The 25948-nt window shown below is 30.8% G+C and carries 22 protein-coding genes and 2 other annotated features; of the genes, 18 read left to right on the top strand and 4 right to left on the bottom strand.

Translation table 11 applies throughout. The features are described from left to right. Positions 1–10 precede the first annotated feature (10 nt). The 11 genes from BS101_RS21375 to BS101_RS21325 all read left to right on the top strand — a co-directional run bounded on the left by BS101_RS21375 (position 11) and on the right by BS101_RS21325 (position 10580). Positions 11–529 carry a spore maturation protein gene (locus BS101_RS21375; RefSeq protein ID WP_012104087.1) on the top strand — a complete coding sequence of 173 codons (519 nt, stop codon included), beginning with the start codon at positions 11–13 and terminating at the stop codon, positions 527–529. 88 nt (positions 530–617) lie between these two features. Next, positions 618–1196: a uracil-DNA glycosylase gene (locus tag BS101_RS21370; RefSeq protein WP_073540826.1), complete on the top strand. Its 579-nt coding sequence runs from the start codon at positions 618–620 to the stop codon at positions 1194–1196. Between the two features lie 22 nt (positions 1197–1218). Next, positions 1219–1465, top strand: a binding site (T-box leader). Positions 1466–1503: 38 nt separating this feature from the next. After that, positions 1504–3468, top strand: a complete 1965-nt coding sequence (gene metG, locus BS101_RS21365; RefSeq protein WP_265875010.1) for a methionine--tRNA ligase — start codon at positions 1504–1506, stop codon at positions 3466–3468. A 134-nt stretch (positions 3469–3602) separates the two neighbouring features. After that, complete coding sequence (locus BS101_RS21360; RefSeq protein ID WP_198039531.1) at positions 3603–4376, top strand: TatD family hydrolase; 774 nt, start codon at positions 3603–3605, stop codon at positions 4374–4376. 366 nt (positions 4377–4742) lie between these two features. Further along, positions 4743–5798: a 3D domain-containing protein gene (locus BS101_RS21355; RefSeq protein WP_073540822.1), complete on the top strand. Its 1056-nt coding sequence runs from the start codon at positions 4743–4745 to the stop codon at positions 5796–5798. 59 nt (positions 5799–5857) lie between these two features. Beyond that, positions 5858–6418, top strand: a complete 561-nt coding sequence (rnmV, locus tag BS101_RS21350; protein WP_073540820.1) for a ribonuclease M5 — start codon at positions 5858–5860, stop codon at positions 6416–6418. After that, positions 6411–7256 (top strand): 16S rRNA (adenine(1518)-N(6)/adenine(1519)-N(6))-dimethyltransferase RsmA, encoded by an 846-nt coding sequence (gene rsmA, locus BS101_RS21345; RefSeq protein ID WP_073540818.1) that lies wholly within the window; start codon positions 6411–6413, stop codon positions 7254–7256. Before rnmV ends, rsmA begins: the two co-directional genes overlap by 8 nt. Before the next feature lie 91 nt (positions 7257–7347). Continuing rightward, a complete protein-coding gene (locus BS101_RS21340) occupies positions 7348–8676 on the top strand; it encodes a hypothetical protein (RefSeq protein ID WP_073540816.1) in 1329 nt (442 codons plus the stop codon). A gap of 4 nt (positions 8677–8680) precedes the next feature. Then, complete coding sequence (locus BS101_RS21335; protein ID WP_073540814.1) at positions 8681–9277, top strand: hypothetical protein; 597 nt, start codon at positions 8681–8683, stop codon at positions 9275–9277. A gap of 114 nt (positions 9278–9391) precedes the next feature. Next, positions 9392–10231 carry a hypothetical protein gene (locus BS101_RS21330; protein WP_073540812.1) on the top strand — a complete coding sequence of 280 codons (840 nt, stop codon included), beginning with the start codon at positions 9392–9394 and terminating at the stop codon, positions 10229–10231. Between the two features lie 160 nt (positions 10232–10391). Beyond that, positions 10392–10580, top strand: a complete 189-nt coding sequence (locus BS101_RS21325; protein WP_073540810.1) for a ferredoxin — start codon at positions 10392–10394, stop codon at positions 10578–10580. 104 nt (positions 10581–10684) lie between these two features. Here the strand turns inward: BS101_RS21325 and BS101_RS21320 are convergent, their stop codons facing one another. Then, a complete protein-coding gene (locus BS101_RS21320) occupies positions 10685–10876 on the bottom strand; it encodes a hypothetical protein (protein WP_073540808.1) in 192 nt (63 codons plus the stop codon). Positions 10877–11140: 264 nt separating this feature from the next. On the opposite strand from BS101_RS21320, the gene BS101_RS21315 reads away from it, so the two are divergent. The 3 genes from BS101_RS21315 (at position 11141) to BS101_RS21305 (ending at position 14323) form a co-directional block, all read left to right on the top strand. Then, on the top strand, positions 11141–13246 hold the full coding sequence (locus BS101_RS21315; RefSeq protein ID WP_073540806.1) for an anaerobic ribonucleoside triphosphate reductase: 2106 nt from the start codon (positions 11141–11143) through the stop codon (positions 13244–13246). A gap of 152 nt (positions 13247–13398) precedes the next feature. Further along, positions 13399–13923, top strand: a complete 525-nt coding sequence (gene nrdG / locus BS101_RS21310) for an anaerobic ribonucleoside-triphosphate reductase activating protein (protein WP_073540804.1) — start codon at positions 13399–13401, stop codon at positions 13921–13923. Positions 13924–13957: 34 nt separating this feature from the next. Continuing rightward, complete coding sequence (locus BS101_RS21305; RefSeq protein ID WP_073540802.1) at positions 13958–14323, top strand: ArsR/SmtB family transcription factor; 366 nt, start codon at positions 13958–13960, stop codon at positions 14321–14323. 66 nt (positions 14324–14389) lie between these two features. Here BS101_RS21305 and BS101_RS21300 read toward each other — a convergent pair whose 3' ends face one another. After that, the gene (locus tag BS101_RS21300; protein ID WP_073540800.1) at positions 14390–15022 is read right to left on the bottom strand and encodes an MBL fold metallo-hydrolase; all 633 of its coding nucleotides are present in this window, start codon (positions 15020–15022) and stop codon (positions 14390–14392) included. Positions 15023–15249: 227 nt separating this feature from the next. Here BS101_RS21300 and BS101_RS21295 point away from each other — a divergent pair, with 227 nt between their 5' ends. The 4 genes from BS101_RS21295 to BS101_RS21280 all read left to right on the top strand — a co-directional run bounded on the left by BS101_RS21295 (position 15250) and on the right by BS101_RS21280 (position 22433). Next, positions 15250–17049 carry an N-acetylmuramoyl-L-alanine amidase gene (locus tag BS101_RS21295; RefSeq protein ID WP_073540799.1) on the top strand — a complete coding sequence of 600 codons (1800 nt, stop codon included), beginning with the start codon at positions 15250–15252 and terminating at the stop codon, positions 17047–17049. Between the two features lie 83 nt (positions 17050–17132). Beyond that, positions 17133–17356: a binding site (T-box leader), on the top strand. Positions 17357–17516: 160 nt separating this feature from the next. Beyond that, positions 17517–20621 (top strand): isoleucine--tRNA ligase, encoded by a 3105-nt coding sequence (ileS, locus tag BS101_RS21290; RefSeq protein WP_073540797.1) that lies wholly within the window; start codon positions 17517–17519, stop codon positions 20619–20621. A 66-nt stretch (positions 20622–20687) separates the two neighbouring features. Continuing rightward, complete coding sequence (locus BS101_RS21285; RefSeq protein WP_073540795.1) at positions 20688–21686, top strand: LacI family DNA-binding transcriptional regulator; 999 nt, start codon at positions 20688–20690, stop codon at positions 21684–21686. A gap of 138 nt (positions 21687–21824) precedes the next feature. Then, positions 21825–22433 carry a DedA family protein gene (locus BS101_RS21280; RefSeq protein ID WP_012104069.1) on the top strand — a complete coding sequence of 203 codons (609 nt, stop codon included), beginning with the start codon at positions 21825–21827 and terminating at the stop codon, positions 22431–22433. A 177-nt stretch (positions 22434–22610) separates the two neighbouring features. Here BS101_RS21280 and ppsA read toward each other — a convergent pair whose 3' ends face one another. Both ppsA and BS101_RS21270 read right to left on the bottom strand, forming a co-directional pair. After that, positions 22611–25235 carry a phosphoenolpyruvate synthase gene (gene ppsA, locus BS101_RS21275; RefSeq protein ID WP_073540793.1) on the bottom strand — a complete coding sequence of 875 codons (2625 nt, stop codon included), beginning with the start codon at positions 25233–25235 and terminating at the stop codon, positions 22611–22613. Next, positions 25232–25846, bottom strand: a complete 615-nt coding sequence (locus BS101_RS21270) for a TetR/AcrR family transcriptional regulator (RefSeq protein WP_073540791.1) — start codon at positions 25844–25846, stop codon at positions 25232–25234. The genes ppsA and BS101_RS21270 overlap by 4 nt, the downstream gene beginning before the upstream one ends. Positions 25847–25948: the final 102 nt, after the last annotated feature.

The raw sequence follows: 25948 nt of genomic DNA, 5'->3' as shown, positions 1-25948 counted from the left end.
GAGGAAAATTTTGAATTACATAATAAAGAGTATAATTCCTATAATTATAGTTTCCATAGTTACTTATGGCATAATAAAAAAAGTTAAAGTATATGATTGCTTTGTAGAAGGGGCTAAAGAGGGCATTTTTATATGTATTAAGATATTTCCATATTTGCTTGCTATGTTGTTAGCCGTAGGTGTATTTAGGGAATCTAAAGCTTTAGATTATTTTATAGGGTTTATAAAACCAATAGTAAATTTTATAGGTGTTCCAGCAGAAGTGGTACCTCTTGTATTTATAAAACCTTTATCTGGAAGTGGTGCTCTTGGTGTATTTAGTGAAATACTAAGTAATTTTGGGACTGATAGTTATATAGGCAGAGTAGCTTCTGTAATTATGGGTTCAACGGAAACTATATTTTATACATTAACAGTTTATTTTGGAGCAGTAGGCATAAAAAAAATAAGACATGCTCTTTGGGCAGCCATAATGGCAGATTTGGTATCAGTAATAATGGCGGTAACAGTAGTTAAAATTATGTTTTAATGAGATTTTTATATAAAAAGGATGTATTTATTTTAAGTTTTTAGTTGTATAATATAACTTATAATGGTACCTTGAGGTGAGATTAAAGTTGTTAAAGTGGAGAGAGCTATATGAACAATGTATAAATTGTAATAAGTGTGGTTTAGGTGATAGTAGAATAAACATGGTTTTTGGAGATGGAAATCCTAAAGCAGGTTTAGTGTTTATAGGAGAAGCACCTGGAGCAGATGAGGATAGAATTGGATTACCTTTTGTGGGAAAGGCAGGAAAGCTTTTGACTAAAGCCCTTGAAGCACTGGATTTGTACAGAAAAAAGGATTATTATATATGTAATATTTGCAAATGTAGACCTAAAAATAATAGAACTCCTTATGAAGATGAAGAAAAAGCATGTCTTCCTTATTTAAGAAATCAGGTAGCACTTATAAAACCTAAAATAATAGTTTGTCTTGGAGCTACTGCAATGGGCTGTATATTGGGTAAAGATTGGAGAATTACACGAGATAGAGGGAAATGGGTTGAAAGAAAAGGATTTTATATAACCGCTACTTTTCATCCCTCTGCTATATTGAGAGATGAGAATAAAAAACCTTTATTTTGGCAAGACTTAAAAAATATAAGAAGAAAATATGAAGAGATTTTTGAAATAAAAAATATTGACACATAAAAGTATATGACATATTATAATGTTAAATACCATGAAGGAAAGAGTAGTAAATTGGTTTTGTTCAAAGAGAACCGACAATTTGGTGAAAGTCGGAAACAAAATGATTTATGAATATGGCTCTGGAGTATACCATTTGAAGTACTAGAATTAATAATTAGGATGGTACGGCAGCAACCGTTATATTGAAAAGTAATGTTAGTTACTTATAGATATCTTTATTGTGAGATAAAGATGAAATAGAGTGGTAAAGCGTATTTTACGCCTCTATATGGAAAAAGTTTTCATATAGAGGCTTTTTATTTTTAATATAAATTACAAGAGAAGGAGAGATATAAACATGACCAAAGGAACATATTACATTACTACGCCTATTTATTATCCATCGGCAAATCTTCATATAGGTAATACATATACTACCGTTGCAGCAGATGCCCTTGCTAGATTTAAAAGAATTACAGGTTATGATGTAATGCTTTTAACGGGTACAGATGAACATGGACAAAAGATTCAAAGGTTGGCAGAGGCTAAAGGAGTTCCTCCTAAAGAGTATGTAGATGAAATAGTATCAGGAATTAAAGACTTGTGGAAAATAATGAATATAAATTATGATAAATTTATAAGAACTACAGAAAAATATCACATAGCAGCAGTTCAGAAAATATTTAAAAAATTATATGAGCAAGGAGATATATACAAAGGAAATTACGAAGGGTGGTATTGCACACCCTGTGAGTCATTTTGGACTGAAACTCAATTGGTAGATGGAAAATGTCCTGATTGTGGTAGAGCGGTTGAAAAAGCTAAAGAGGAAGCTTATTTCTTTAAAATGTCAAAATATGCACCTGCTCTTATAAAACATATTAAAACTCATCCTGATTTTATACAACCTGAGTCTCGAAAAAATGAAATGTTAAATAATTTTTTGAAACCAGGGCTTCAGGATCTTTGTGTTTCAAGGACTTCTTTTGACTGGGGAATACCTGTGACTTTTGATAACAAGCATGTAATATATGTATGGATAGATGCACTTGCAAATTATATAACAGCACTAGGTTATGGCAGTGAAGATGACAAGTTATATAAAAAATACTGGCCGGCAAATGTACATTTAGTAGGTAAAGATATATTGAGGTTTCATACGATTTACTGGCCTATAATGCTTATGGCTTTAGGGGAAGAAGTACCTGAAAAAGTATTTGGACACGGTTGGCTTCTAGTAGATGGAGGAAAAATGTCAAAATCTAAAGGAAATGTAGTGGATCCTGTAGTTTTAGTAAATCATTTTGGAACAGATGCAGTTAGATATTATCTACTTAGGGAAATTCCTTTTGGTGCTGATGGATTATTTAATAATGAGATATTTATAAAGAAAATTAATTCAGATTTAGCTAATGATTTAGGAAATTTATTATCAAGAACTTGTACTATGATAGAAAAATATTTTGATGGCATTATGCCGGCACCAAAAGAAAAAGAAGATATAGATGATGAACTTATAGGTTTAGCTTTAGATACACCTATAAAAATAGAAAAACATATGAACCATTTAAGAATACCTGAGGCGCTAGATAACATATGGGAACTTGTATCAAGAACTAATAAATATATAGATGAAACTACTCCATGGATATTAGCCAAAGATGAAAGTAAAAAGAATAGATTGGGAACGGTACTTTATAATCTATCAGAATCATTGAGAATAATATCTGTATGTCTTTCGGCATTTCTTCCTGAAACCAGTGAAAAAATCTATAAACAGCTTAATGTGGAGGTCACATCTTGGGACAGCATAGCTTCTTTTGATGGAACTAGGTCAGGAACTAAAGTAAATAAAGGAGATATATTATTTCCTAGAATAGATGTGGATAAGAAGATAGAAGAGTTAAATAGTCTAAAAGAAGAAAAAAGTGCCCTACAGAATTTCAAAGTAGAACCTATAAAAGAAGAAATAGCCATAGATGACTTTGAAAAATTAGATCTTAGGATTGCAAGAGTATTGGAATGTGAGGCCATAAAAGGTTCTAAAAAGTTACTTAAACTGCAGCTTGAATTAGGGCAGGAAAAAAGGCAGGTAATATCAGGCATATCTAAATATTACAAGCCAGAAGAACTTTTAGGAAAGTATGTGGTGGTTGTAGCAAATTTAAAGCCAGTAAGATTAAAGGGAGAACTCTCAGAAGGAATGATATTATGTGCAGCTTCAAATGATGACAGTAAATTATTTACGCTATCTATTCAAGGAGAACTTCCTACTGGGAGTATAGTAAAATAAAATATATTTAAGTAGTTTCTGATATAAATATAGGATTTCTAAGTCCAATTAAGTAATTTTTAGGTTTAGGTGGTGGATAATTTCCTCCATCTGGATCTAGGAAGAGTTTGATTTAAAAAAGGAGAAGAGATAACGTGAAGTTGAATATATTTGATGCTCATGCACATTATGATGATGAACAATTTGATGGTGATAGGAATATATTGATAAATGAATTGAAAAAAAATAATATAATTGGGGTATTAAATTGCGGTTCTTCCATAGAAGGTGCCCGAACTTCTGTTAAATTGGCAAATGAACATGATATATTTTATGCAGCGGTAGGCATACACCCAGAATATTCAGATGAATTTGACAGCAGCACGGAAAATGAGTTAAAAATTATGTCTCAAAACCAAAAAGTAAAGGCTATCGGAGAAATAGGTCTTGATTACTATTATAAAGAAAATCCACCTAAAGAAGTACAAAAATCTGTATTTATAAGACAAATGGAATTAGCAAGAGAATTAAACCTTCCTGTAATTATACACGATAGAGAAGCACATAAAGATGTTTTAGATATAATAAAACAATTTAAAGGTATTGTTGGAGAAATACATTGTTTCTCAGGAAGCGTAGAGTTTGCAAAAGAATGTATAAAGCTTGGTTATTATATAGGATTTACTGGAGTAGTAACTTTTAAAAATGCAAAAAAATCACTAGATGTAGTAAGAGAAATACCTATGGATAGAATTTTAGTGGAAACTGATTGTCCTTATATGGCTCCGGTACCTTTCAGGGGGAAGAGAAATAGATCAGAATATATAGAGTTTATCATATCAAAAATAGCTGAGATAAAAGGAATTACAAAAGAGGAAGTAAGTAAAATAACAATTGCCAATACTAAACATCTTCTTAATGTAACATAATATTTATAAATATGAATATACTATAATTATATCCATTAGTTATCTCATAAGTAATTTAAAATATATTTATAGCATAAGATGTAATAAAATCACAATAATACCACCTAAAAATAACATAAATTGTAATTTAAAAATATAATTTAGTTTTGTAATTAAGCATGAATTATATATTTATCTAAATTGAGGTATAAATTTATACTTTATTAACTAATAATACTGGTATCATAAATAAATATTTTTTATTTATAGTTTATGCACAAAGCTGCATTTAGAATTTTTTTACAATTTATCCTGGGCGATATTTGACATAAATTTAAGATCCGTTTATAATGAGGTATGTCGCTCTTGCCCAGAGGAGGTATTTTTATGATGGAAAGGTTTAAGACTTACTTAAAGAAATATTTTTCCGATGGTCCTAAGATAGAATCTATTATAGTTATAGGTTTAACAATAAGTTTAGTAGTTATAAGTTTAATAATATTTAATATGATAAAAACTATAACTATCTCAGTAGATGGCAGTGACAAGAAAGTTACTACTTTTGGTGGTACTTACAAAGAAATTTTGGATAATAATGGGATTAAATTGGGATCAAAGGATAAAGTAAAGCCTAGTCTAGACAGTAGAGTGAAAGATAAAGGTAAATTATTAATTACAAGAGCAGTTTTAATTGAAGTAAAAGTGGATGGTAAGAAATTAGATATAAAGTCTGCTGAACATAATGTGGAAAATATGTTGCGGGCAGAAAAAATTCAACTTTCAAATCTTGATAAAGTATATCCATCTAAAAATTATGCAATTAAAAAAGGATTAAAAGTAGTAGTGACTAGGGTAAAGACTAAAGACATAAAAGAGATTACAAATATAGGCTATGATATAGTTATAAAAAATGATAGTGAAGTTGAAAGCGGGGCTAAAAAAGTTTTACAAGAGGGGCAAAATGGAGAGAAGCAAACTATTACCAGAATAATATATGAGGATGGTAAAGAAGTCTCTAGGAAGGTTATAAGTGAAATCGTAAAGAAAGAACCAGTACAGAAAATAGTAGCAGTGGGAACATTAAATAGTGATTATACCTTTTCTAGAGGAGGAAACCTTAGTTATGCTAAATTTTTGCAGATGAAAGCAACTGCATATACTGCAGACTATGAAAGTACAGGCAAGGGACCTGGGCATCCAGACTTTGGTATAACAGCTTCAGGAACTGTGGCAAGGAGAAATAGTGGAAGCTACAGCTCTGTAGCAGTTGATCCCAGAGTTATACCACTTGGTACCAAACTTTATATAGAAGGATATGGATATGCCATAGCTGAAGATACAGGAGGTGCCATTAAAGGTAATAGGGTAGATTTGTTTTTTAATTCTGCTTCTGAAGCAAATAACTGGGGTGTGCAATGGATTAATGTTTATGTTATGGATTAGGGGCACGTGCTCCTATTTTTTCTTTTGATGAAAAAAATTAAATGTTAATGGGGGAGAATATGATTAAGGAAGTAATAATCGTTGAAGGAAAGGACGATATATCCGCAGTTAAGAGAGCTGTAGATGCAGAATTAATAGCTGTAGGTGGCTTTGGAATAAATAAAAAAGTTATTGATAAAATAAAAGAGGCTCAAAATAGACAAGGTGTAATAGTTATGACAGATCCTGACTTTGCAGGAGAAAAAATAAGGAAAATTATATCTAAAAGAGTTAAAGGGATAAAACATGCCTATATATCTCAAGAAGATGGGATAAAAAATGGAAATATTGGTGTTGAAAATGCATTGCCTGAAACTATAATAAATGCTTTGAAAAATGCTAAATGTGAATTAAAAGAAGAGAGAAAAGAATTCAAAGTGGAAGATATGGTATTTTTTGAGCTTACAGGATGTATAAAATCTAAGATGAAAAGAGATATGCTTGGCAGAGAATTAGGTATAGGCTATTGTAATGCATCTCAGTTTCTAAAGAGACTAAATAATTATGGTATAGCTAGGGAAGAGTTTGATAAAGCAATAGATAAGGTAAGTAATTTAATGAAGGAGAAGAAAGATGAGTAATTTATCTACTAAGGAAATAGTGGAAAAATATAATTTTAGATTTTCAAAAAATTTAGGGCAAAATTTTTTGATAGATAATTCAGTATTACAGGATATATTAGAAGGCACAGATATAAATAAAAATGATTTTGTTATAGAAATAGGACCAGGAGTGGGAACATTAACAAAGGAACTTTTAAAAAGGGCTAAGAAAGTTTGTGCCATAGAAGTGGATTCAGATTTAATTGCCATACTAAAGGAAGAGTTAAAGCATTATCCAAATTTTGAATTAATACATAAAGATGTATTAAAGACAAATTTTAATGAGATAATAAAAGATGAATCAAGTATAAAAATTGTAGCTAATCTTCCATATTATATTACTACACCTATTATTTCAAAAATTCTAAATAATAAGTATAATTTCAAAACTTTAACTATAATGATTCAAAAAGAAGTGGGTGAAAGAATAATATCGGAACCTAATTGTAAGCGATATGGGGCACTTTCTTTATTGGTTCAATATTATTGCGATGTAGAAGTACTTAGAAAAGTTAGTCCTTATGCTTTCATTCCATCGCCTAAAGTTGAGTCTATAGTTATAAAGTTAACTAAGTTAAGTAATCCTAGAGTTAAGATTAAAAGTGAAGATTTATTTTTTAGGATAATAAGATGTTCTTTTAATATGAGAAGGAAAACTTTATGGAATGCTTTAAAAGCACTAAAGTTATCTAGAGAATACATAGAAAAAGCATTTGATAAATCTGGAATAGATCCCAAGAGGAGAGGAGAAACTCTTTCCATAGAGGAATTCGGCCTATTATCAGATTGCATATATGAATTAATATATGGGTTATAATATGTTTTATAATTGAGGACAAAACTATTTGTTCACTTTTTGAGAGTTATCTCATATATTATAATGAAGATAATATATGGAGGTATAGAAGTTGGCACAGAAAAAGAGTTATAGTAGGTACTTTATAATATTACAAGAAGATGAAAAAGGGTACTCTTTAGCTTCTGACAAGATTGCTTCAGGATATGCAAAATTGGAGACAAAAAATGATAAATGTAAAATATCTTATTACGTACAAAATTTGAAAAAAGAAAAAACCCCCTATTATATGATGCTAATATGTAATAAAAAAGGTATAAAAAATATAATTAAAATTGGTGAAATGAACATAGATGATTATGGAAGAGCAGATACATTTTATGAATATCCAATAAATGATGTAGCAGGAAGTGGAATAGCCATGGATAAAGTGTCGGGAGCTGCTATAGTCAGAATATTAGATAATAATATAATACCTGTAATGAGTGGGTTCTCGAGTACTGAAATACCAAATTGGAGGTCTTTTGAATTAATAGAAGACAAAGATGACAAAGATGATAAAACAAAGGATTATGTGGAACAAGATGAAAATAAAATAAACGAAGATGAAGTAGAAGTAAATGAAGATGAAATAGTAGAAAAAGCGGCAGAAAATAATGAAAAGAGTATATTTGATAAATATGAAGAAAGTATAGAAAAAGCTAAAAGGGATAGAGAAAAAACTGAAATTGAAAAAGATAATGAAGAAGACAAGCAACTTTCGGAGGAAATTCAAAATAATCAGGACGAGGAAGATAATCAAAAAAGTAAAAAGACTTTTGCAGACGAAAAAGAAGAACCAATATCAGAGGATATGTTTGAGTCAAAAATCAGAGAAGATCTTCAGGAAGAAAATATAACTTTAAAAAAGGAGTTGGGAGAAGAGGACTCTCTATATATAGACAATTTTGCAGAAAATCATTGTGAAAAATTAAAAGCAAATGATAATAAATGTGAAGATAGAGGTATGAATAGAAATTACCAAAGAAATTCACAAGGGAATTTTTTTAATAGACTTGTTTATGGTTTTAAAGAAATAAAGAGTTTAAACAAAGAATTAAAAAGATGTAAATGGTATAAGGTACCTGCAAATTCTATAGAAGACATGTACAATATGGATAATTATAGTAGATATGCCTTAGTTTACTATCCTATGATAGGATATTATCCTTATATAAAGAAACATTTTCATTATTTAACAGGGTATAAATTTGATAAGAATAATAAAGTAAAATATTTGATATATGGTATACCAGGCACTAATAGTAAAAAGGATCAGCCTTATGGAGGTAAATCAGGATTTGTTACATGGATACCTAAGGAAGGTAAAGATAAAATGGGGTACTGGTTAATGTTCTATGATTTTAAAACAAACACCATAGTTATACCAGTAAAAAAGTGAAACTATGACACCTATTATTAAATCAATAGTAATAAATAAGAGAAAACTGGGAGTCACCATAATTATAATAGGTCTTATGATGGTACTTTTAGGACTTGAAAAGAATTTCGATATGAAATTAAAATTTACAGCTCTTATGCAAAATAATATAAAATATTTAACTCAATATGAAGGAATGCAAAGTAAATTAAGATATAAACTACCTTCTAAGTGGTCCTCTGAGAATCAAGATATGTCTGGAAATGAAATATTATATCATAGTGATTTTAAAAGTGAAGATAATAAAATAAGAGGATTTGTTGAAGTATGGAATTTAGATGGAAGTCTAAAATCATTTTTAGAAAATAGTAAAATTATATCTCAAAAGCAGAATTTATATAAGAATTATCACATAAGTGAGATTGAAATTAATGGGGTCAGTGGGTACTTAATTGAATATACTATTACAAAGGAAGTGGGAGATAGCTATAAAGGTATAGAGTATTTTTTAAAAAAAGGAACTCAATTTTGTAGATTTTCTTTTTTTGTAAATGAGTCAGATTTTAAAGAAAATATGCCAACTATATTTGAAACTATCGTTAAAACACTAGAGTATAAATAGAGATATGTATAATTTGTTCCCTTTCAGTTTATCATTATGGAAGGGGATTTTTTATATTTAAATATGATATAATTATTTAGAGATTTTTAATATTGTTGACAGTAGGTGAAGGTAATGGATGGGGTTGTAAAAAAAAGAATCAATATATTTTTCATATTAATTGTTTTAATAGGAATATTTTTATTATGCGGATGTAGTAAATTAGATCAGTTAAAGGTTAAAGCTGGACTAAAAAATTCTGATTTTGAGTATATAAAGCAAGGCAAGGTAAAAGAGATAACTATTCAAAGTACCAGAGATCAAGGCTTTAAATTTGTAGTTACTGATCAAGATACTATTGAGGATTTATATGATATTTTGGCTTCAGCTAAAAAGGTATCTAAAAAATCTTCTCTGCAACCAGATTATACACTGGAAATAATGGAGACAAATAATAAGATTCATAAATTTTCATATATAGCAGGACTTGATAAGGATGAAGCAGGAAATCTCTATAATGGAAAGCAAATATACATAGTACCAAAGAGGATAGATAATAATATAATAAATAGTTTTTGGAATATAAGAATGCCTCCAAGTAACTTTACAGAAGTATATTATGGTTCCATAATAGAAACATTAAATAAATATTTTAAGGATAAGGATAAAAAAATTGGAATAAATTTCAATGAAGATATAGATGCGGCAAGATTCATATTATCTACAGACTTAGAGGAATTTAAATCTGAGCTTACTGATAAATTTAAGAATGCTAATATTGGAAATAATGATAAGGAAAAGTATGATGTATGGGTTACAGTAAAAACGGAAGGATATAAGACTACATTGTATAAAGCTACTATTAAATTTTGGGATGTAAAAAAGAAAAGCGAGAAGATCTATTATATAAAGGACGTTTATGAAAATGGAAGATGGAATGTTACTATATCTGAAGACAAATTAGAAGGATTTTAAAATAATTTTAATTCATCTATAATAAATCATATTTTTGAGAATACTAAAATAAGCTTTCTTGGATATAGAAAGTATGTTTTATAATTTCATGATTATAGATGAAAGGGGTGAAAATCCCATTATATATTAATTATATTATAATTAATATGGGGATAATATTATGAAAGCATTAGTTGATAAAGCTACCTGTATAAGTTGTGGATTATGTCCAGAGGTATGTCCAGATGTGTTTGATATGGATGATGATGGGAAAGCAGTAGCTGCGGCAAATGAAGTACCAAAAACATCTCAGGATTCTGCTAAAGAAGCGGCAGAAAGCTGTCCTGTTTCTGCTATTACAGTAGAATAGATATTGTAAAATTAAATAATAGACTGTGTATAAATTTGTCGTGAAGTATTTAAATTAATATTTTTTAAGCGGGTTTATACACAGTTTTTTATTGTTTTGTGTTTTTATAATATATTTATAGGATATGTATCATTTAGTTTATCATTTAAAGTAGGCGAGGAATTAGGATTTATATTTACTCTATCACCTATTTTTGAATTTGAAGGTAGATGAGTAATATTTACATCTTTAGTGGTTCCATCTTGAAAACTTATAAGAGCATGAGAAACATTCATATCAATTATTTCTCCAATCATAAAATATTTCCTCCTCAAAATTTAATTTACATACTTCATTTAGTGTTAACTATGTATTTAATTATTATTCATATTTTACTATATAATACATAATAAAATATCAAGTACCATTTAGGGATAATAATTAAAAGAAATGGAAGAAATATGACTTAGAGAGTTTGTTAAGTTGTGATAAAGCTAAATTGCAAAATTGATATTTTAAATTTTACATAGTATAATGAATAAGACATATACACAATATATAGTAGTTAGGAGGCATAGTGTATGCTACATGTTGTGAAAAGAGATGGTAGAAAAGTAGAATTCAATTCTATAAAAATAACTAATGCCATAAAAAGTGCATCAGAAGAAATTGGCTATGAATTAAAAGAGAGTGATTTTATAGATTTAACTCAAAAAGTTATAAAAGAAATAGAAGAGCGTAATGTAAAAGAAATAGAGGTTGAAGAAATACAAAATATAGTTGAAAAAATTCTTTTGAAAAATGGTCATAGAAAAATAGGATTGGTATATTCAAATTATAGAAGTGAAAGAACTAAAATAAGAGATATAAAATCAGATCTTATGAAGGTTATTGATAAGATAGGTGTAGAAACGGATAGAGACAATGCTAATGTAGGAAATAATTTTAGTTCTAAACTGCTTAGAATAGCTAGTGAATCAAATAAATGGCATAATTTGGGGGCTATGCCGAAATATTTAGCAAAAGCTCATGAAAATGGAGATATATATTATCATGACTTAGATAGCTATAATTTAACTATTAACTGCCTTCATATACCAACTAAAGAAATGCTCTTATATGGGTTTAATACGGGATATGGGAATATTAGAACTCCAAAGAGAATAGAATCTGCGGCAGAACTTTCCTGTATATTACTGCAATCATCTCAAAATGACATGTTTGGCGGACAGTCTCATCCTGATTTTGATAATGATATGGCTGTTTTTGTGGAACCTACGAGAAGAGAAATAATACAGTATCTTAGGGAAGTAGGAGTAGAAGAAAATAGGATAAAACATATTTCGGAAAAACGGTTAAGAAAAAATGTAGAGCAGGCAATGCAGGGGATAATTTACAATTTAAATACTATGCATTCAAGGGCAGGCTCACAGGTACCTTTTAGCTCAATAAATTTAGGGATACCAAAATCCAAAGATGCGGCTTTAGTATGCGAGGTATTTTTAACTGAATATGAAAAGGGGCTGGGAAAGGGAGAACAGCCTATATTTCCCAACATAATATTCAGAGTTAAAAAAGGAGTAAACAAAGAACAAGATGATCCTTATTATTATCTATTTAAAATTGCATGTAGAGTAGCTTCAAAGAGAATGAATCCTACTTTTATGAATTTAGATGCTGATTTTAATAAAGCGTATTATGATAAAGGCGTGATACCAGCTACTATGGGATGCAGAACTTATGTGTGTTCAAATGTGAATGGAGAACCAGGGACAAAAGGAAGAGGAAACATAGCGCCGGTGACAATTAATTTACCTAGACTAGGAATTTTGGCTAAGAAGAATATAGATAAATTTTTTGAACTATTAGATAATAGGTTAAATTTAGCCAAAGAATCTCTAATGCATAGGTATGTTATTTTAAAAAGATTAAAAGTTAAGGACTTACCTTTTGTAGTAGGTCAAGGACTTATGAAAGGCTCCGAAAATTTAAAATTAGATGATTCTATAGAGCCTATATTAAAGCAGGGTACCTGGGCTATAGGATTTATTGGACTTGCGGAGACATTAATTGCGCTAACGGGAAAACATCATGGTGAGGATGAAAATTCAAGGGAACTTGGAGTGAAAATAATTTCTTATATCAGAAAATATACAGATAAATTTATAGAACAGACTCATCTGAATTGGAGTTGTTATGCTACACCTGCAGAGGGCTTAAGTGGGAAGTTCATATTACAGGATAAAAAAATATTTGGAGAAATACATGGTATAACGGATAAAGACTATTATACTAATTCTTATCATATACCTGTAGGATTTCCAATATCTATAAAAGATAAAATAGATATTGAAGCTCCTTATCACAAAATTTGTAATGGTGGACATATAAGTTATATAGAAATAGATGATTATCCATCGGAAGAAATTATTAGGGATATAATCAACTATGCCTATGACAATACAAATATATCCTATATAGGAATAAATTTTCATATAAGATATTGCAGGGAATGTGGTACTTATTTACATGGAGAGAATAAGTGTCCTCATTGTGGTAGTGGCAATATACAAGGCATATCAAGGGTAACAGGATATTTATCCTTGGATGAAAGATTTGGAGCAGGAAAAACTGCAGAGAGAAAGGACAGAATAGCACAAGGTAGTAATAAAATAGTTTATTATTAAACCGACATGTTTGTAAAAGTTGAATTTGTCTATTTTACCTAATGATTTTTACATAAAATTTTATGTATAGTAAAAACATTATGTAAAATAGACCAGATAATATTCAATTTATTATTTACTTTATATATTTTAATAAGGGAAGTGGAATAATAGTGAATAATAAGGTTAGATTAGCAGGTATTGCTCACGAAAGTCTTGTAAATGGACCTGGTATGAGGAGAGTATTTTTTGCACAAGGATGCAGACATAACTGCAAGGGATGTTTTAACCCATCCACCCATTGTTTTAATGGAGGAGAATTAAAAGATATAAATATTTTAATCCATGATGTGAAGATTAATCCTCTTATAAAGGGAGTTACCTTTTCAGGAGGTGATCCTTTTGAACAGGCAGAAGCTTTTGCATATATGGCCCATAAAATTAAAGAATTAGATCTAAATATATGGTGTTATACAGGATATACATTTGAATATATATTAGACAATAAAGATAACAAGTCCTGGCAAGAGTTATTGAAAAATATAGATGTATTGGTAGATGGAAAATTTGAAGAAGATAAAAAGGACAATAGATTGAAGTTTAAGGGTTCTAGAAATCAGAGAATTGTTGATGTTAAAAAAAGTTTACAGTATGGTAATACCATAATTAAGAATTTTAAGTTGAAAGATTATAGATAAATATAATATAATATCTCATAGTGAGGTGGTATTTTTGAAAGATGATTCGAAGATTGAAGTTTGCTCTTGTACTAAAATTAATAAACAAAATATAGAATATGTGAAAGAAAATATGTTAAGTGAAAAAACTTTTATGAAGTTATCAGAACTTTTTAAAATTTTGGGTGATTATACGAGAATTAAGATAATATATTCTTTATCTAAAAAAGAACTATGTGTATGTGATATAGCAGAAGTAGTTCAAATGAGCCAGTCTGCTATATCACATCAATTAAGAATTCTAAAGGCTGCAAGGCTAGTCAAGTTTAGAAGAGAAGGAAAATCCGTTTATTATTCTTTGGATGATGAACATATAGATAGATTATTTAATGCAGGACTAGAACATGTGGAACACAATTAAAATTTCTAAAGATTTAAAATAATTTTTAGAAATTTTTTCATTTAAAAGAGAGATGTGTTTTGTATTTTATGTAAAATCAAGTATAGTGACCACATTATAATTGGATAATTTATTTTCTATATTTAGTGTATTACTTTTAACTCTTTTTCCATTTTTCATATATTTAAGGAATTGATCTAATCCTTCCAGCTCGAAGGTTAAACAAGAGGTTTTATAATGCATGGGAATTACTATGTGGCTGTTGATAGCTTTAGCTAATTTAGCAGCTTCCCTGCCATCTATAGTAAAGTTACCTCCTATGGGAATGAAAAGTATATCAATATTACCTAATTGTTTTAATTCATTTTCAGTCAATATATAGCCTATATCTCCTAAGTGGCATATTCTATACCCATCCATTTCTATAATAAATATTATATTTTTTCCTCTTTTAGCACCTTGTACTTTGTCATGATAAGAAGGTATACCCTTAATATTTATTTCAAATAAATTATAGGAGCCTACAGTGTTTATAAGATGTTTATATTTTATTTTTTCAGTATAACAGTGATCAAAGTGATTGTGACTTGTGGTGACTATATCTACATCCCCCTGAAAAGTATTATATCCAACAGTTTCATCGAAGGGATCTGTTAAAACTTTTTTCCCTTTTGAATCTTTTAATAAAAAACAGGAATGAGCCATCCATTGTATTTCCATAAAATCCTTTCCTTTCTTTTTATCTATTTTTTGAAAGTTGAATTGTGACAATTGGTGTAAAAAATAAATTATATTAAAGTTAACATTTAAACGAGGGTAACTTTATTTATAAAAATCTATAAAATTAACCTTTTTTATATTATAATAGTATATGTTACATGGAAAATTTTATAGATGCAAGTTTTAAAATCTTATTATCTAGAAATTTATGATAAGGAGGTGATTTTTTGAAAGATACAAAAGTTTATAAAATTATGCTTTTAAGTTTTATATTTATATTTATGACTTTTGTAAAAATCAGTATGGTTCATGCTTCTGCATATAATGGAACAGTTATAGGAAAAGACATAGAAATCGATAAATCATGGAAAATAAAGTTCAATATGCAGTTAGATGAGAGTACAGTAAATGATTCAAATATAGTAGTTGTAGATGGTGATGGGAATTCTGTACCGATATCTGTACAATTAGCGGATAATGGAAGTGATTTGGTAGTTGCACCTAAAACTCAGTATACCTATGGTAAAACTTATAATTTAATTGTGAAAAGCGGATTAAAATCTATAAGTGGCAAAAGTTATGGTGAATCTAAAATGCAATTTAGTGTAAAATCAAATCCAATTTCTAGTGCAAAATATACAGTTACTATTGATGCAGGTCATGGAGGAAATGATAAAGGAAATATTAGTGGATCAGGTTTAAATGAAAAAGATGTAGATTTAGCTGTAGCATTAAAGGTGGGAAACATACTGGAGCAAAATGGAGTAAATGTGGTGTACACTAGAAAAGATGATAATATTTCCTGGGATAGTAGTTCAGATTTAAAATCTCGTTTTGATATAGCAAATAATGCAAAGTCAGATGTGTTTGTTACTATACATTGTAATTCTTATGCTGAAAATTCAGCAGTAAATGGTATAGAAACTTATTATGCAGGGTATAGTGATGAAGCTAAAAATATTGCCAACAAAATACAAAATGAAATGGTCAGCTATACTGGACGTGCGAGTAGGGGTGTTAAAGAGGGACAGTCTCAGCATGAAATACTGAGAGGAACTTTATCACCAGCTGTTATGGTAGAATTAGGGTTTATGACTAATTCTGAGGAAAGCAGTTTGCTTGGAAGTGATGATTATCAAAATAAAAGTGCAGCTGCTATTGCAAAGGGAGTTTTAGAATCCTTAAGTTCATTAAATGAAAATAAAGAACTGATGGTAAGTTCCATATCAGATTTAGCTAATCAGATAACTGAGGGGGATGATTACTCTCTTCCAATTAGTGTACAAGCTACTATGAGCAATGGAACTACCCAAAAAGTGGGCGTCATATGGGATTCAGAGAAAGTGGATTCATCTAAAACTGGTACATTTACATATAAGGGCACTGCAGCAGGATATGAAAAACAAGTAACTCTTACTTTAACTATAGTTGCAAAGGCTCAGCAAACGCCGCCTTCAAGTACAGCTCCTATAATAGTTATAGATCCAGGACATGGAATGGGAAGTGATGTGGGTGCTACCGGAATAAATGGACTTCAAGAAGATGATATTACACTGGCAGTGGGGTTAAAAACAGGTAAAATACTTGAAGAACACGGAATAAATGTAGTATATACAAGGACAACAGATATGCGTTCCACTCCAATGAGTGTTACAGAGAGTCTTCAAAAGCGTTGTGATATATCAAATAGTGTCAATGCTAAATATTTTGTATGTATCCATACCAATTCTTTTGATGTTTCTTCGGCTAATGGTACAGAGACTTTATATTATACAGGAAATGAAGAAGGTAAAAGGCTAGCCACATATATACAAAACAGCATTGTAGAAGAAGTAGGAACTTATAATAGAGGCTTAAAAGATGGAAGCTGGCTTTATATTGCAAAAAATACAACTGCACCGGCAGTATTAACAGAATTAGGTTTTGTAACAAATCCTGAGGATGCTGCAAAATTGAGCAGTGATGAATACAGGGCAAAATTTGCACAAGCTATAGCCGATGGAATACTGAAAGCTCTTGGATATTAATTGAGTTTGAAAATTTTGTTGTAAATAAATTGACAATAAAATTTTCATATAATATAATAGAGAAAAATTCAATAGTAAACATTTTAAAAACTTTGAACAGGAAAAGTATTTGGGTTTATATCATTTACAGAGAGCGGCCAGTGGTGAGAATCCGTAGGGTAACTTAGAGAAAATCACCTGGGAGTTTGAAAATTGAAAAGTATTTAACTATCTGAGTAAATTTTTACGTAATTCTGCGTTATAGAATACCATGTTAGTGTTCTAGGATTACCATAGGTGGTATAGCGAATTTAACTTCGTCCTATTTGGATGAAGTTTTTTTATTGTAAATAATCTAAAAATTAATTTAAATAATAATGCTTTAAATATGAATATAATTGTATGCATTCCAAGTAGCATATTCAAGTCATGTATAAAACAAAACAAATAGTAAAAAATTAACATTGAAGATGAAAGGAGCTCAATTTATGTATAAAAAAATTGATAATAATAAAAGTTTTGTACAGGTGGAAAAAGATATTTTAAAATTGTGGCAGGATAGAAAAGTAGTGGAGAAAAGCTTTAATTCTAACGAGGATGGAGAATATTTTACTTTTTATGACGGACCTCCAACTGCCAACGGGAAACCTCACATAGGACACGTTTTAACCAGAGTTATAAAAGATCTTATACCTAGATATAAAGTTATGAAAGGATATAGGGTTTTAAGAAAAGCAGGGTGGGATACACACGGTCTTCCTGTTGAGCTAGAAGTTGAAAAAAGCCTTGGAATCTCAGGAAAACCTCAAATTGAAAAATACGGAGTAGAGGATTTTATAAAAAAGTGCAAAGATAGTGTTTTTACTTATGTAAGTCAATGGAGAAAGATGTCTGACAGAATAGGTTTCTGGGTAGATATGGATGACCCTTATGTAACTTATGACAACCATTATATAGAATCTGAATGGTGGGCCTTGAAACAAATATGGGATAAAAATCTTTTGTATAAGGGGCATAAAATAGTACCTTATTGTCCTAGATGCGGCACTGCCCTTTCCTCACATGAAGTTTCACAAGGGTATAAGGATGTAAAAGAAATATCTGTATATGTTAAATTTAAAATTAAGAATGAAGACAAATATATTCTTGCATGGACTACAACCCCATGGACATTACCTAATAATATGGCTTTGACAATAAATAAAAGTTATGATTATGTAGAAGTAATCAATAATGGAGAGCACTTGATATTAGCAGAAGGACTTCTTGAAAAGTTAGAAGGGGAATATGAAATTGTAAAGAAATTTAAAGGTGAAGAAATGCTGGGAGTAGAGTATGAACCTATGTTTAATTTTACACCTTTTGAGGGGAAAGCCCATTATGTTGTTCATGGTGATTATGTAACCTTGACAGATGGTACTGGAATTGTACATACTGCACCGGCATTTGGTGAAGATGATAGTATTACATGCATAAAGCACAATATACCTATGATAAATTCTGTAACTACACAAGGGAAATTTAAAGATGAAGTTACCCCATGGAAGGGACTCTTTGTAAAAGATGCAGACCCTAAAATAATAGCATACTTAAAAGAGAAGGACATATTGTATAAGGCAGAGAAATTTACTCACTCTTATCCATTTTGCTGGAGATGTGATACTACGCTTCTATATTATCCAAGAGATACCTGGTTCATTAGAATGTCAGCTATGAGGGATAAGCTTATTAAAAATACGAATGATACAAACTGGTATCCTGACAATATAAGAACGGGAAGATTTGGGAAGTTTGTTGAAGGGGTAATAGACTGGGGACTCAGCAGAGAAAGATACTGGGGCACACCACTGCCTATATGGGAGTGTGAGTGCGGCCATAGGGAATGTATAGGAAGTATTGAAGAATTAAAGGAAAAGGGAATTGATGTACCAGATGATATAGAACTTCATAAACCATATATAGATGAAGTTAAATTGAAATGTGATAAATGCCACAAAGAAATGGAAAGGGTACCAGAAGTAATTGATTGTTGGTTTGATTCAGGTTCTATGCCTTTTGCACAACATCATTATCCATTTGAAAATAGGGAGCTTTTTGAAAAGAATTTTCCAGCTCAGTTTATATCTGAAGCTGTAGATCAGACCAGAGGATGGTTTTATACCCTTATGGCCATATCTACAGTGTTATTTGATAAAAGTTCCTTTGAAAATTGTCTGGTCTTAGGACACGTATTGGATAAACATGGCCTTAAGATGTCAAAGCACAAGGGAAATGTATTGGGTCCTGAAGTGGTACTAGAGAATGAAGGAGCAGATGCTGTTAGGTGGTATTTTTATACAGAAAGTGCGCCATGGCTTCCATCTAGATTCTATGAAGAAGCAGTTCAAGATAGTCAGAGAAAGTTTTTAGGTACACTTTGGAATGTATATTCCTTTTATGTGCTCTATGCAGATTTAGATAAATTCAATCCTTTGGAATATTCACATTTTGTAAGTGAAAATGTAATGGATAAATGGGTTATTTCAAGGTTGAATTCACTAATAAAAACCACAGAGGGGAACTTGGATAACTATAGAATTACACAGGCTGCAGAAAGTATCGGAAATTTTGTGGATGAACTTTCAAATTGGTATGTAAGAAGAAATAGAACTAGATTTTGGAATGAAGAATTGGTAGAAGATAAAATAGGAGCTTATGTAACTTTATATAATGTATTGAATAAATTATGCTTAATTGCAGCACCTTTTGTACCATTTATGACGGAAGAAATTTATCAAAATCTCGTTTTAAGCTTAAACAAGGATGTACCGGAAAGTATACATTTGTGTAAATGGCCGGAGTATGATTCAAATCTAGTAGATAGTGATTTAGAAAAAAATATGGAAGAGTGTTATAAAATAGTGAAATTAGGAAGAAGTGCTAGAAATGCGGCTAATATAAAAAACAGGCAGCCTCTATCTGAAATGCTCATAAGTGTAAAAACACTTCCTGAATACTATGATGATATAATAAAAAGTGAGTTAAATATTAAAAATATAGTTTTTAATGCAGATTTATCAAAATACGTTAATTTTAATATAAAACCTAATCTTCCTGTACTCGGAAAAAAATATGGAAGGATGATACCTAAAATAAAACAAAGTATATCTTCTATGAATCAAATGGATTTAGCGGGTAAAATAAATAATAATGAAGTGGTAAAAATAAAAATAGATGAAACTGAAATAGAGTTGAATTCAGAAAATTTACTTATTACCATGGAAGGATTAGAAGGTTTTGCTTTTGCTGGAGAAGGGAGTACAGGAATAGTTCTAGAAACTACAATTACAGAAGAACTTAAAGAAGAAGGAAATCTAAGGGAAATATTAAGTAAAATACAAAATATGAGAAAAGAAAGTGGATTTGAAGTTGCGGATAAAATAAAGTTATATGTTTCAGATAATGAAAAACTTGAAGAAGTAGTTAAAAAATTTGAAGCTCAAATTAAAAAAGAAACTCTTGCAGTAGAAGTTGTTTATAATGAAAATAGGGAATATAGTGGTTGTAATATTAATGGAGAAAAATTTAATATTGCAGCAGAGGTATTAAAATAATAAATTACCTTGTAATAAAGTAATTTTGTAAGTATAATTATAAAAAACAAATCGGTAGGTGATAAAATGGCCACATCAATTAAAGACGTTGCTAAGGAGGCAGGGGTTTCTATAGCTACAGTTTCCAGAGTACTCAATGATGTAGATGTTGTGAATGAGGAAACTAAAAAGAAGGTTTTAGCAGCTATTAAAAAACTAGGATATAGACCTAACATAGTAGCGAGAAGTCTTAAAACCCAAAAGACGAGAACTATAGGAATAATAATTCCTGATATATCCAATCAATTTTATCCTGAGATTGTAAGAGGAGCTGAGGATGTAGCAAATATATATGATTATAATATAATGCTGTGTAATACTGATTTGGATATAGAAAAGGAAACGGAATATTTAAAAGTTTTAAAAGAAAAAATGTCCGATGGAGTTTTATATATGAGTAATTCTTTGGAAGAAGATATGCTAAATCTTATAAAACAACTTCAGATTCCAATGGTATTAGTAGAAACCACAAATGACAAAGAGGATATTCCTAGTGTAACTATTGATAATGAAAAGGCGGCATATGATGGAGTGACTTATTTAATAAATAAGGGGAACCAAAAAATAGCCTATATAGGTGCCAGTGGAAACATGGCTAATGCAAGTGCAGTAAGGTATAAAGGATATAAGAAAGCCCTTGAGGAGAATAATTTACAAGTTGATAAGAACAGAACTTACTTTAGTAACCTAAAAGCAAAAGATGGGTATGAGGGTATAAATAAAATATTAGATAAGGTAGATGTAGATGCCATATTTTGCAGTAGTGATGAAATTGCCATGGGAGCCATAAATGCGCTAAGAGATAGGGGCATTAAAGTGCCGGAAGATGTAGATGTCATGGGATTTGACAATATATATTCAGCATCTATATTTTATCCTAAATTGACTACTGTAGCCCAACCTATTTATGATATGGGTTCTGTGGGTATGAGAATGCTTATAAAATTAATAAACAATCAGAAAATGGATAATACAAATTATGTATTACCTCATCAGCTAATTGAAAGAGACTCTTGTAAAAAATAATATGCAAAATTAAGTGTAGTTGGCTTTGATAAACTCATTATTAACACTGTTTATAGAAAATTAATACAAAAATTCCGGGATATAATATATAATAGAGTATAAATAAAATACATATTTTTCGTGGGAAAGGAACGTATGATGATAGAAAGAATAATTGATGTAGTTATTTTTGTCCTGGACAAAACAGGTTATGCAGGCACATTCATAGCTATGGCCTTGGAGAGTGCTTGCATACCTATCCCAAGTGAAGCTATATTACCTTTTGGAGGATATTTAAGCTTTACAGGAAGATTAAATCTAACTCTTGTTATAATCTTTGGAACGCTCGGAGGAACAGCAGGTTCTATAGGGGCATATTATATTGGTAAAATAGGTGGAAGACCCTTAGTTGAAAAATATGCTGATAAGCTTAGATTATCTAAGTCCCATATTGAAAAAAGTGATTATTATTTTAATAAATATGGAGAAAAAATAGTATTTTATTCTAGGCTCTTACCTATAATTAGGACATTTATTTCTCTTCCGGCAGGTATAAGTAAAATGGATGTTAAAAAATTTACCATATATACTTTATTAGGATCCGCTATATGGAGTGTACTTTTAGGATATGCTGGTTATAAAATGGGAGAAAATTGGACGATTATACGTGAATGGTTCCATTTTGCAGATATAGCTTTAGTGATTTTAATAATTGCATTTATTCTTTATAAGTTGATATCTAAAAAGGTACAGACAGAAAATTCATAGGCACGTATATAAATATCATTTGATTAAAAAATATTAATGTTACTTTGAAAGACCAGCAATTAATTTGCTGGTTTTTCAAAGTAACATATGAATAAGGCATGAAATTCGTATTCAAAGTTTTTTTAACTCTTTTCATAAGGCTGTTCTTCCTTAGAATTGTATATTTTAACTTGTTTATCACAGAATTTCTACATACCCTTCTTTTCCATTTATTCTTATTCTCTGTCCGTCTTTAATCAATTTTGTAGCATTCTCAACGCTCACCACTGCAGGTAGGCCATATTCTCTTGCAACAACAGCCCCATGGGTCATCATCCCGCCTACTTCGGTAACCAGGCCCTTAATCGATACAAATAGCGGAGTCCAACTAGGATCAGTAAATGTTGTGACTAAAATATCTCCTTCCTCTATATTGGCATCCTCCATTTTTAAAACAACCCTTGCACGCCCCTCCACAACGCCTGAAGAAACGGGTACCCCTGCTAATGCTCCATGAGGTATGCTGCTGGTATCATATTCACCAGATATAATCTCTCCTTCAGATGTTATCACACGAGGAGGTGTAAGTTTTTTAAAGATTTCATATTCTTCTTTCCTCTTAGTTATAATACTGTAATCCAGCCTATTTGTTTTAACAATATCCCTAAGTTCATCAAAAGTCAGGTAATATATATCCTCTTTATGACCTATTATACCCTTATAAACTAAAATATCAGCTTCTTTCATTAACGCCTGTTTGATAATCCAATCAAACCATATGAGGACATATTTATTGAATTCACGGTAACCGGCATAGTTACGTAAAACACTGATTGCTTTTTTTGCCTTCTTGGCTTTTCTTTTTCCGCCAGGCAATTTCTCAAGGCTACTTAGAATTTCCTGCTCCTTCTGCTTTGCGTCCTTTAGTCCCTGTTCAAACTTAATACCATGTGCATTTGGCCCAAAAGCTTTGATATTACTTAGAATAGCAGGAACAAGTATGGTTGGTCTTTCATTCCATCTCGTTCTTGTTATATCAATTTCAGCTGAACAACGCATACCATATTTCTTAAGATATGCTTTAATTGAATTAGTAACATCTAAGCCACCTTCTAGTTTTCTTAAATCTTTAAAAAAAGTAGCTTCTTTCGGCTGCTGGAAATATTCAATCACTTCTGGATACTGTCTGACAACATCCGCTACATCCAAAAGCTCAAGTCCCATTTCAGATGTAACATTATTAGATACAGATTGAGCAAGGATATCAGCTGCATTTTTTTTACCCAGCCATTTTTGAATATTCTTGTTTATCCAATAAGAGGCATAGGCTCCCGCAAAAACCACTCCATAGCTATCAAAAATAGTATCCATTATTTGCTTCATACTCTTTAGAATAAAATCAAACAGTTTATCTCCCGAAACTTTAGTAATATTTTGCTCAAGTTCCAGCATCAGAGCCTTATTATTATTCATTAATCTTTCCACTATAGCTGGATCGTTTGCCCTATAGTCTTTTATGGTAAGGTTTAACCATTTCAGCCACATTGATTTTGGAGGCATGACTGTCTTTCCCTTATACAGAGTTTTCATGAAATTCTTTCGTTTCGTTAGATTAATAATAGCACTCTTCATTAGAACATCCACCGTATCAAGACCTTTTATAAATGTCATCCTGCCAAAGGGGGAAGAAATCTCACGAGATACATCTATATAAAGTCTTCCACCCATCTCACTCATGACGCCGCTGATCATCTGTTTGAATAAAGTCTGGAAAAGAGACATTCCCAGCGGCCTCATGGCTTCGGTCATCATCTGCCGGTGTCCAAATGAGATATATACATGATTCTTCCCATCCTTAGTTTCCGAAGGTATAGGATATAATGTAGTGATAGGACGACTTTGAACAATATAGAATTTATCTTCATAAAAGCACCATTCTATATCTTGTGGACATTCAAAATATGCCTCAATCTTTCTACCCATACTCTCCAGTTGTAAAATCCGATCATCTGAAAGTGCTTGATTATTTTGCTGTGCAGCTTCAATCTCTTGCTCCTTTGTGCCGCCTGTCTCTAGTGCATATATGGCCGATTTCTTGGCAGATATCTTTTTATCTAGTATTCTGCCTTGCCGCACTTTATAGATATCTGGATTTACTAAACCAGATACAAGAGCTTCCCCAAGCCCAAAGCTTGCATCAATGGATACAACCTTTCTGTTTGCGGTGACAGGATCTGCAGTAAACATTATTCCTGAAGTCTGTGGAAAAACCATCTTCTGTATTACTACAGATAGATAAACTTTGCGGTGGTAAAAATCATTTTGTATACGATAAATTACTGCTCTGTCTGTGTAAAGTGATGCCCAGCACTTTTTGATATACTTCAGTATGTTATTTTTTCCCATAATATTCAGATAGGTATCTTGCTGACCTGCAAAGGAAGCTAGGGGCAAATCCTCTGCTGTGGCACTTGAGCGCACGGCATAGGCATTTTTTTTCCCAAGCTTTAAAATATATTGTGATACCTCTTCTACAATATCCTTTGAAATGTCCATATCTTCTATAACCTCGCGGATTTTTTTGCAGAGCTGGCCGATTTTTCCCCTGTCATCTACCTTTAAAAGGGATAATTTATCAATCAATACATTAAATTCAGGATTGTTGTCAACAATTCTTTTATATGCTTCAGTAGTTATGCAAAAACCATCTGGAACAGCTATTCCCTTAATTTTGGACAATTCCCCAAGGTTGGCACCTTTGCCTCCTACTACCGGAAGTTTTGATTTATCAATCTCTTGAAAACCTAACACATATAAACTCATATATATTCCTCCTTATAAAAATTGTTTCTAAGTAAATCTATGCATTCCTCAAATTCTTTTAAAAAGTCTTCATAATCGATCTCTGTCTTACTGGATACTTGATTCATGTACCCATCAGTAAGCCAGAGAAGCATTTTCATAACTAGCTCTGGATCAATACCTTCTTTAAATCTTGAACAGTCCATACCATCAAAAGCAATTTTGTTTCTGAAACCCTCTCCTTTCGCTAAGATGCCTCTTATGTCTTCTTTTACTTCCTCATCATTTTCAAAATACATACTTGTTAAAAAGGCCGGAATTGCATTATGTTTTCTCATAATTGCAATTTCAATATTAGATGAAATTTTAATCCTGTCAAAGAAATCAGTAATGGTATAATCAAATTTTTCATTAACTTCCTTCATAATAATATTTCCGCACAGCTCAATTAAATAAAGATATAAGGCTTTCTTTGTACCGAAGTAATGAAATACCATTGCTTTTGAAATTTCCGCAGCAGCAGCAATGTCGCTTACGGAGGTTTTCTTATAACCATTGGCAGCAAAAGATTTAAGTGCAGCATCTATAATTGTCTTTTGTTTTTTTACAGGCAAATTTAAAAATTTTTTCACAAAAGTCACCTCTCAAAATTTATAAACCGAATCGGTTGATAATGATATAAGTATATTATTATCAACCGATTTGGTCAATAGTACTTTTATGAATAATTCCAA

Source organism: Clostridium kluyveri (assembly GCF_001902295.1).
Lineage (GTDB): Bacteria > Bacillota > Clostridia > Clostridiales > Clostridiaceae > Clostridium_B > Clostridium_B kluyveri_B.
This window is presented reverse-complemented; position numbering and strand designations above follow the sequence as displayed.

Coding starts and splice junctions, on each gene's coding strand:
- BS101_RS21355 (WP_073540822.1), top strand. CDS start 4,743: ATGATGGAAAGGTTTAAGACTTACTTAAAGAAATATTTTTCCGATGGT.
- rnmV (WP_073540820.1), top strand. CDS start 5,858: ATGATTAAGGAAGTAATAATCGTTGAAGGAAAGGACGATATATCCGCA.
- rsmA (WP_073540818.1), top strand. CDS start 6,411: ATGAGTAATTTATCTACTAAGGAAATAGTGGAAAAATATAATTTTAGA.
- BS101_RS21335 (WP_073540814.1), top strand. CDS start 8,681: ATGACACCTATTATTAAATCAATAGTAATAAATAAGAGAAAACTGGGA.
- BS101_RS21330 (WP_073540812.1), top strand. CDS start 9,392: ATGGATGGGGTTGTAAAAAAAAGAATCAATATATTTTTCATATTAATT.
- BS101_RS21325 (WP_073540810.1), top strand. CDS start 10,392: ATGAAAGCATTAGTTGATAAAGCTACCTGTATAAGTTGTGGATTATGT.
- BS101_RS21320 (WP_073540808.1), bottom strand. CDS start 10,876: ATGATTGGAGAAATAATTGATATGAATGTTTCTCATGCTCTTATAAGT.
- BS101_RS21315 (WP_073540806.1), top strand. CDS start 11,141: ATGCTACATGTTGTGAAAAGAGATGGTAGAAAAGTAGAATTCAATTCT.
- BS101_RS21300 (WP_073540800.1), bottom strand. CDS start 15,022: ATGGAAATACAATGGATGGCTCATTCCTGTTTTTTATTAAAAGATTCA.
- ileS (WP_073540797.1), top strand. CDS start 17,517: ATGTATAAAAAAATTGATAATAATAAAAGTTTTGTACAGGTGGAAAAA.
- BS101_RS21285 (WP_073540795.1), top strand. CDS start 20,688: ATGGCCACATCAATTAAAGACGTTGCTAAGGAGGCAGGGGTTTCTATA.
- BS101_RS21280 (WP_012104069.1), top strand. CDS start 21,825: ATGATAGAAAGAATAATTGATGTAGTTATTTTTGTCCTGGACAAAACA.
- ppsA (WP_073540793.1), bottom strand. CDS start 25,235: ATGAGTTTATATGTGTTAGGTTTTCAAGAGATTGATAAATCAAAACTT.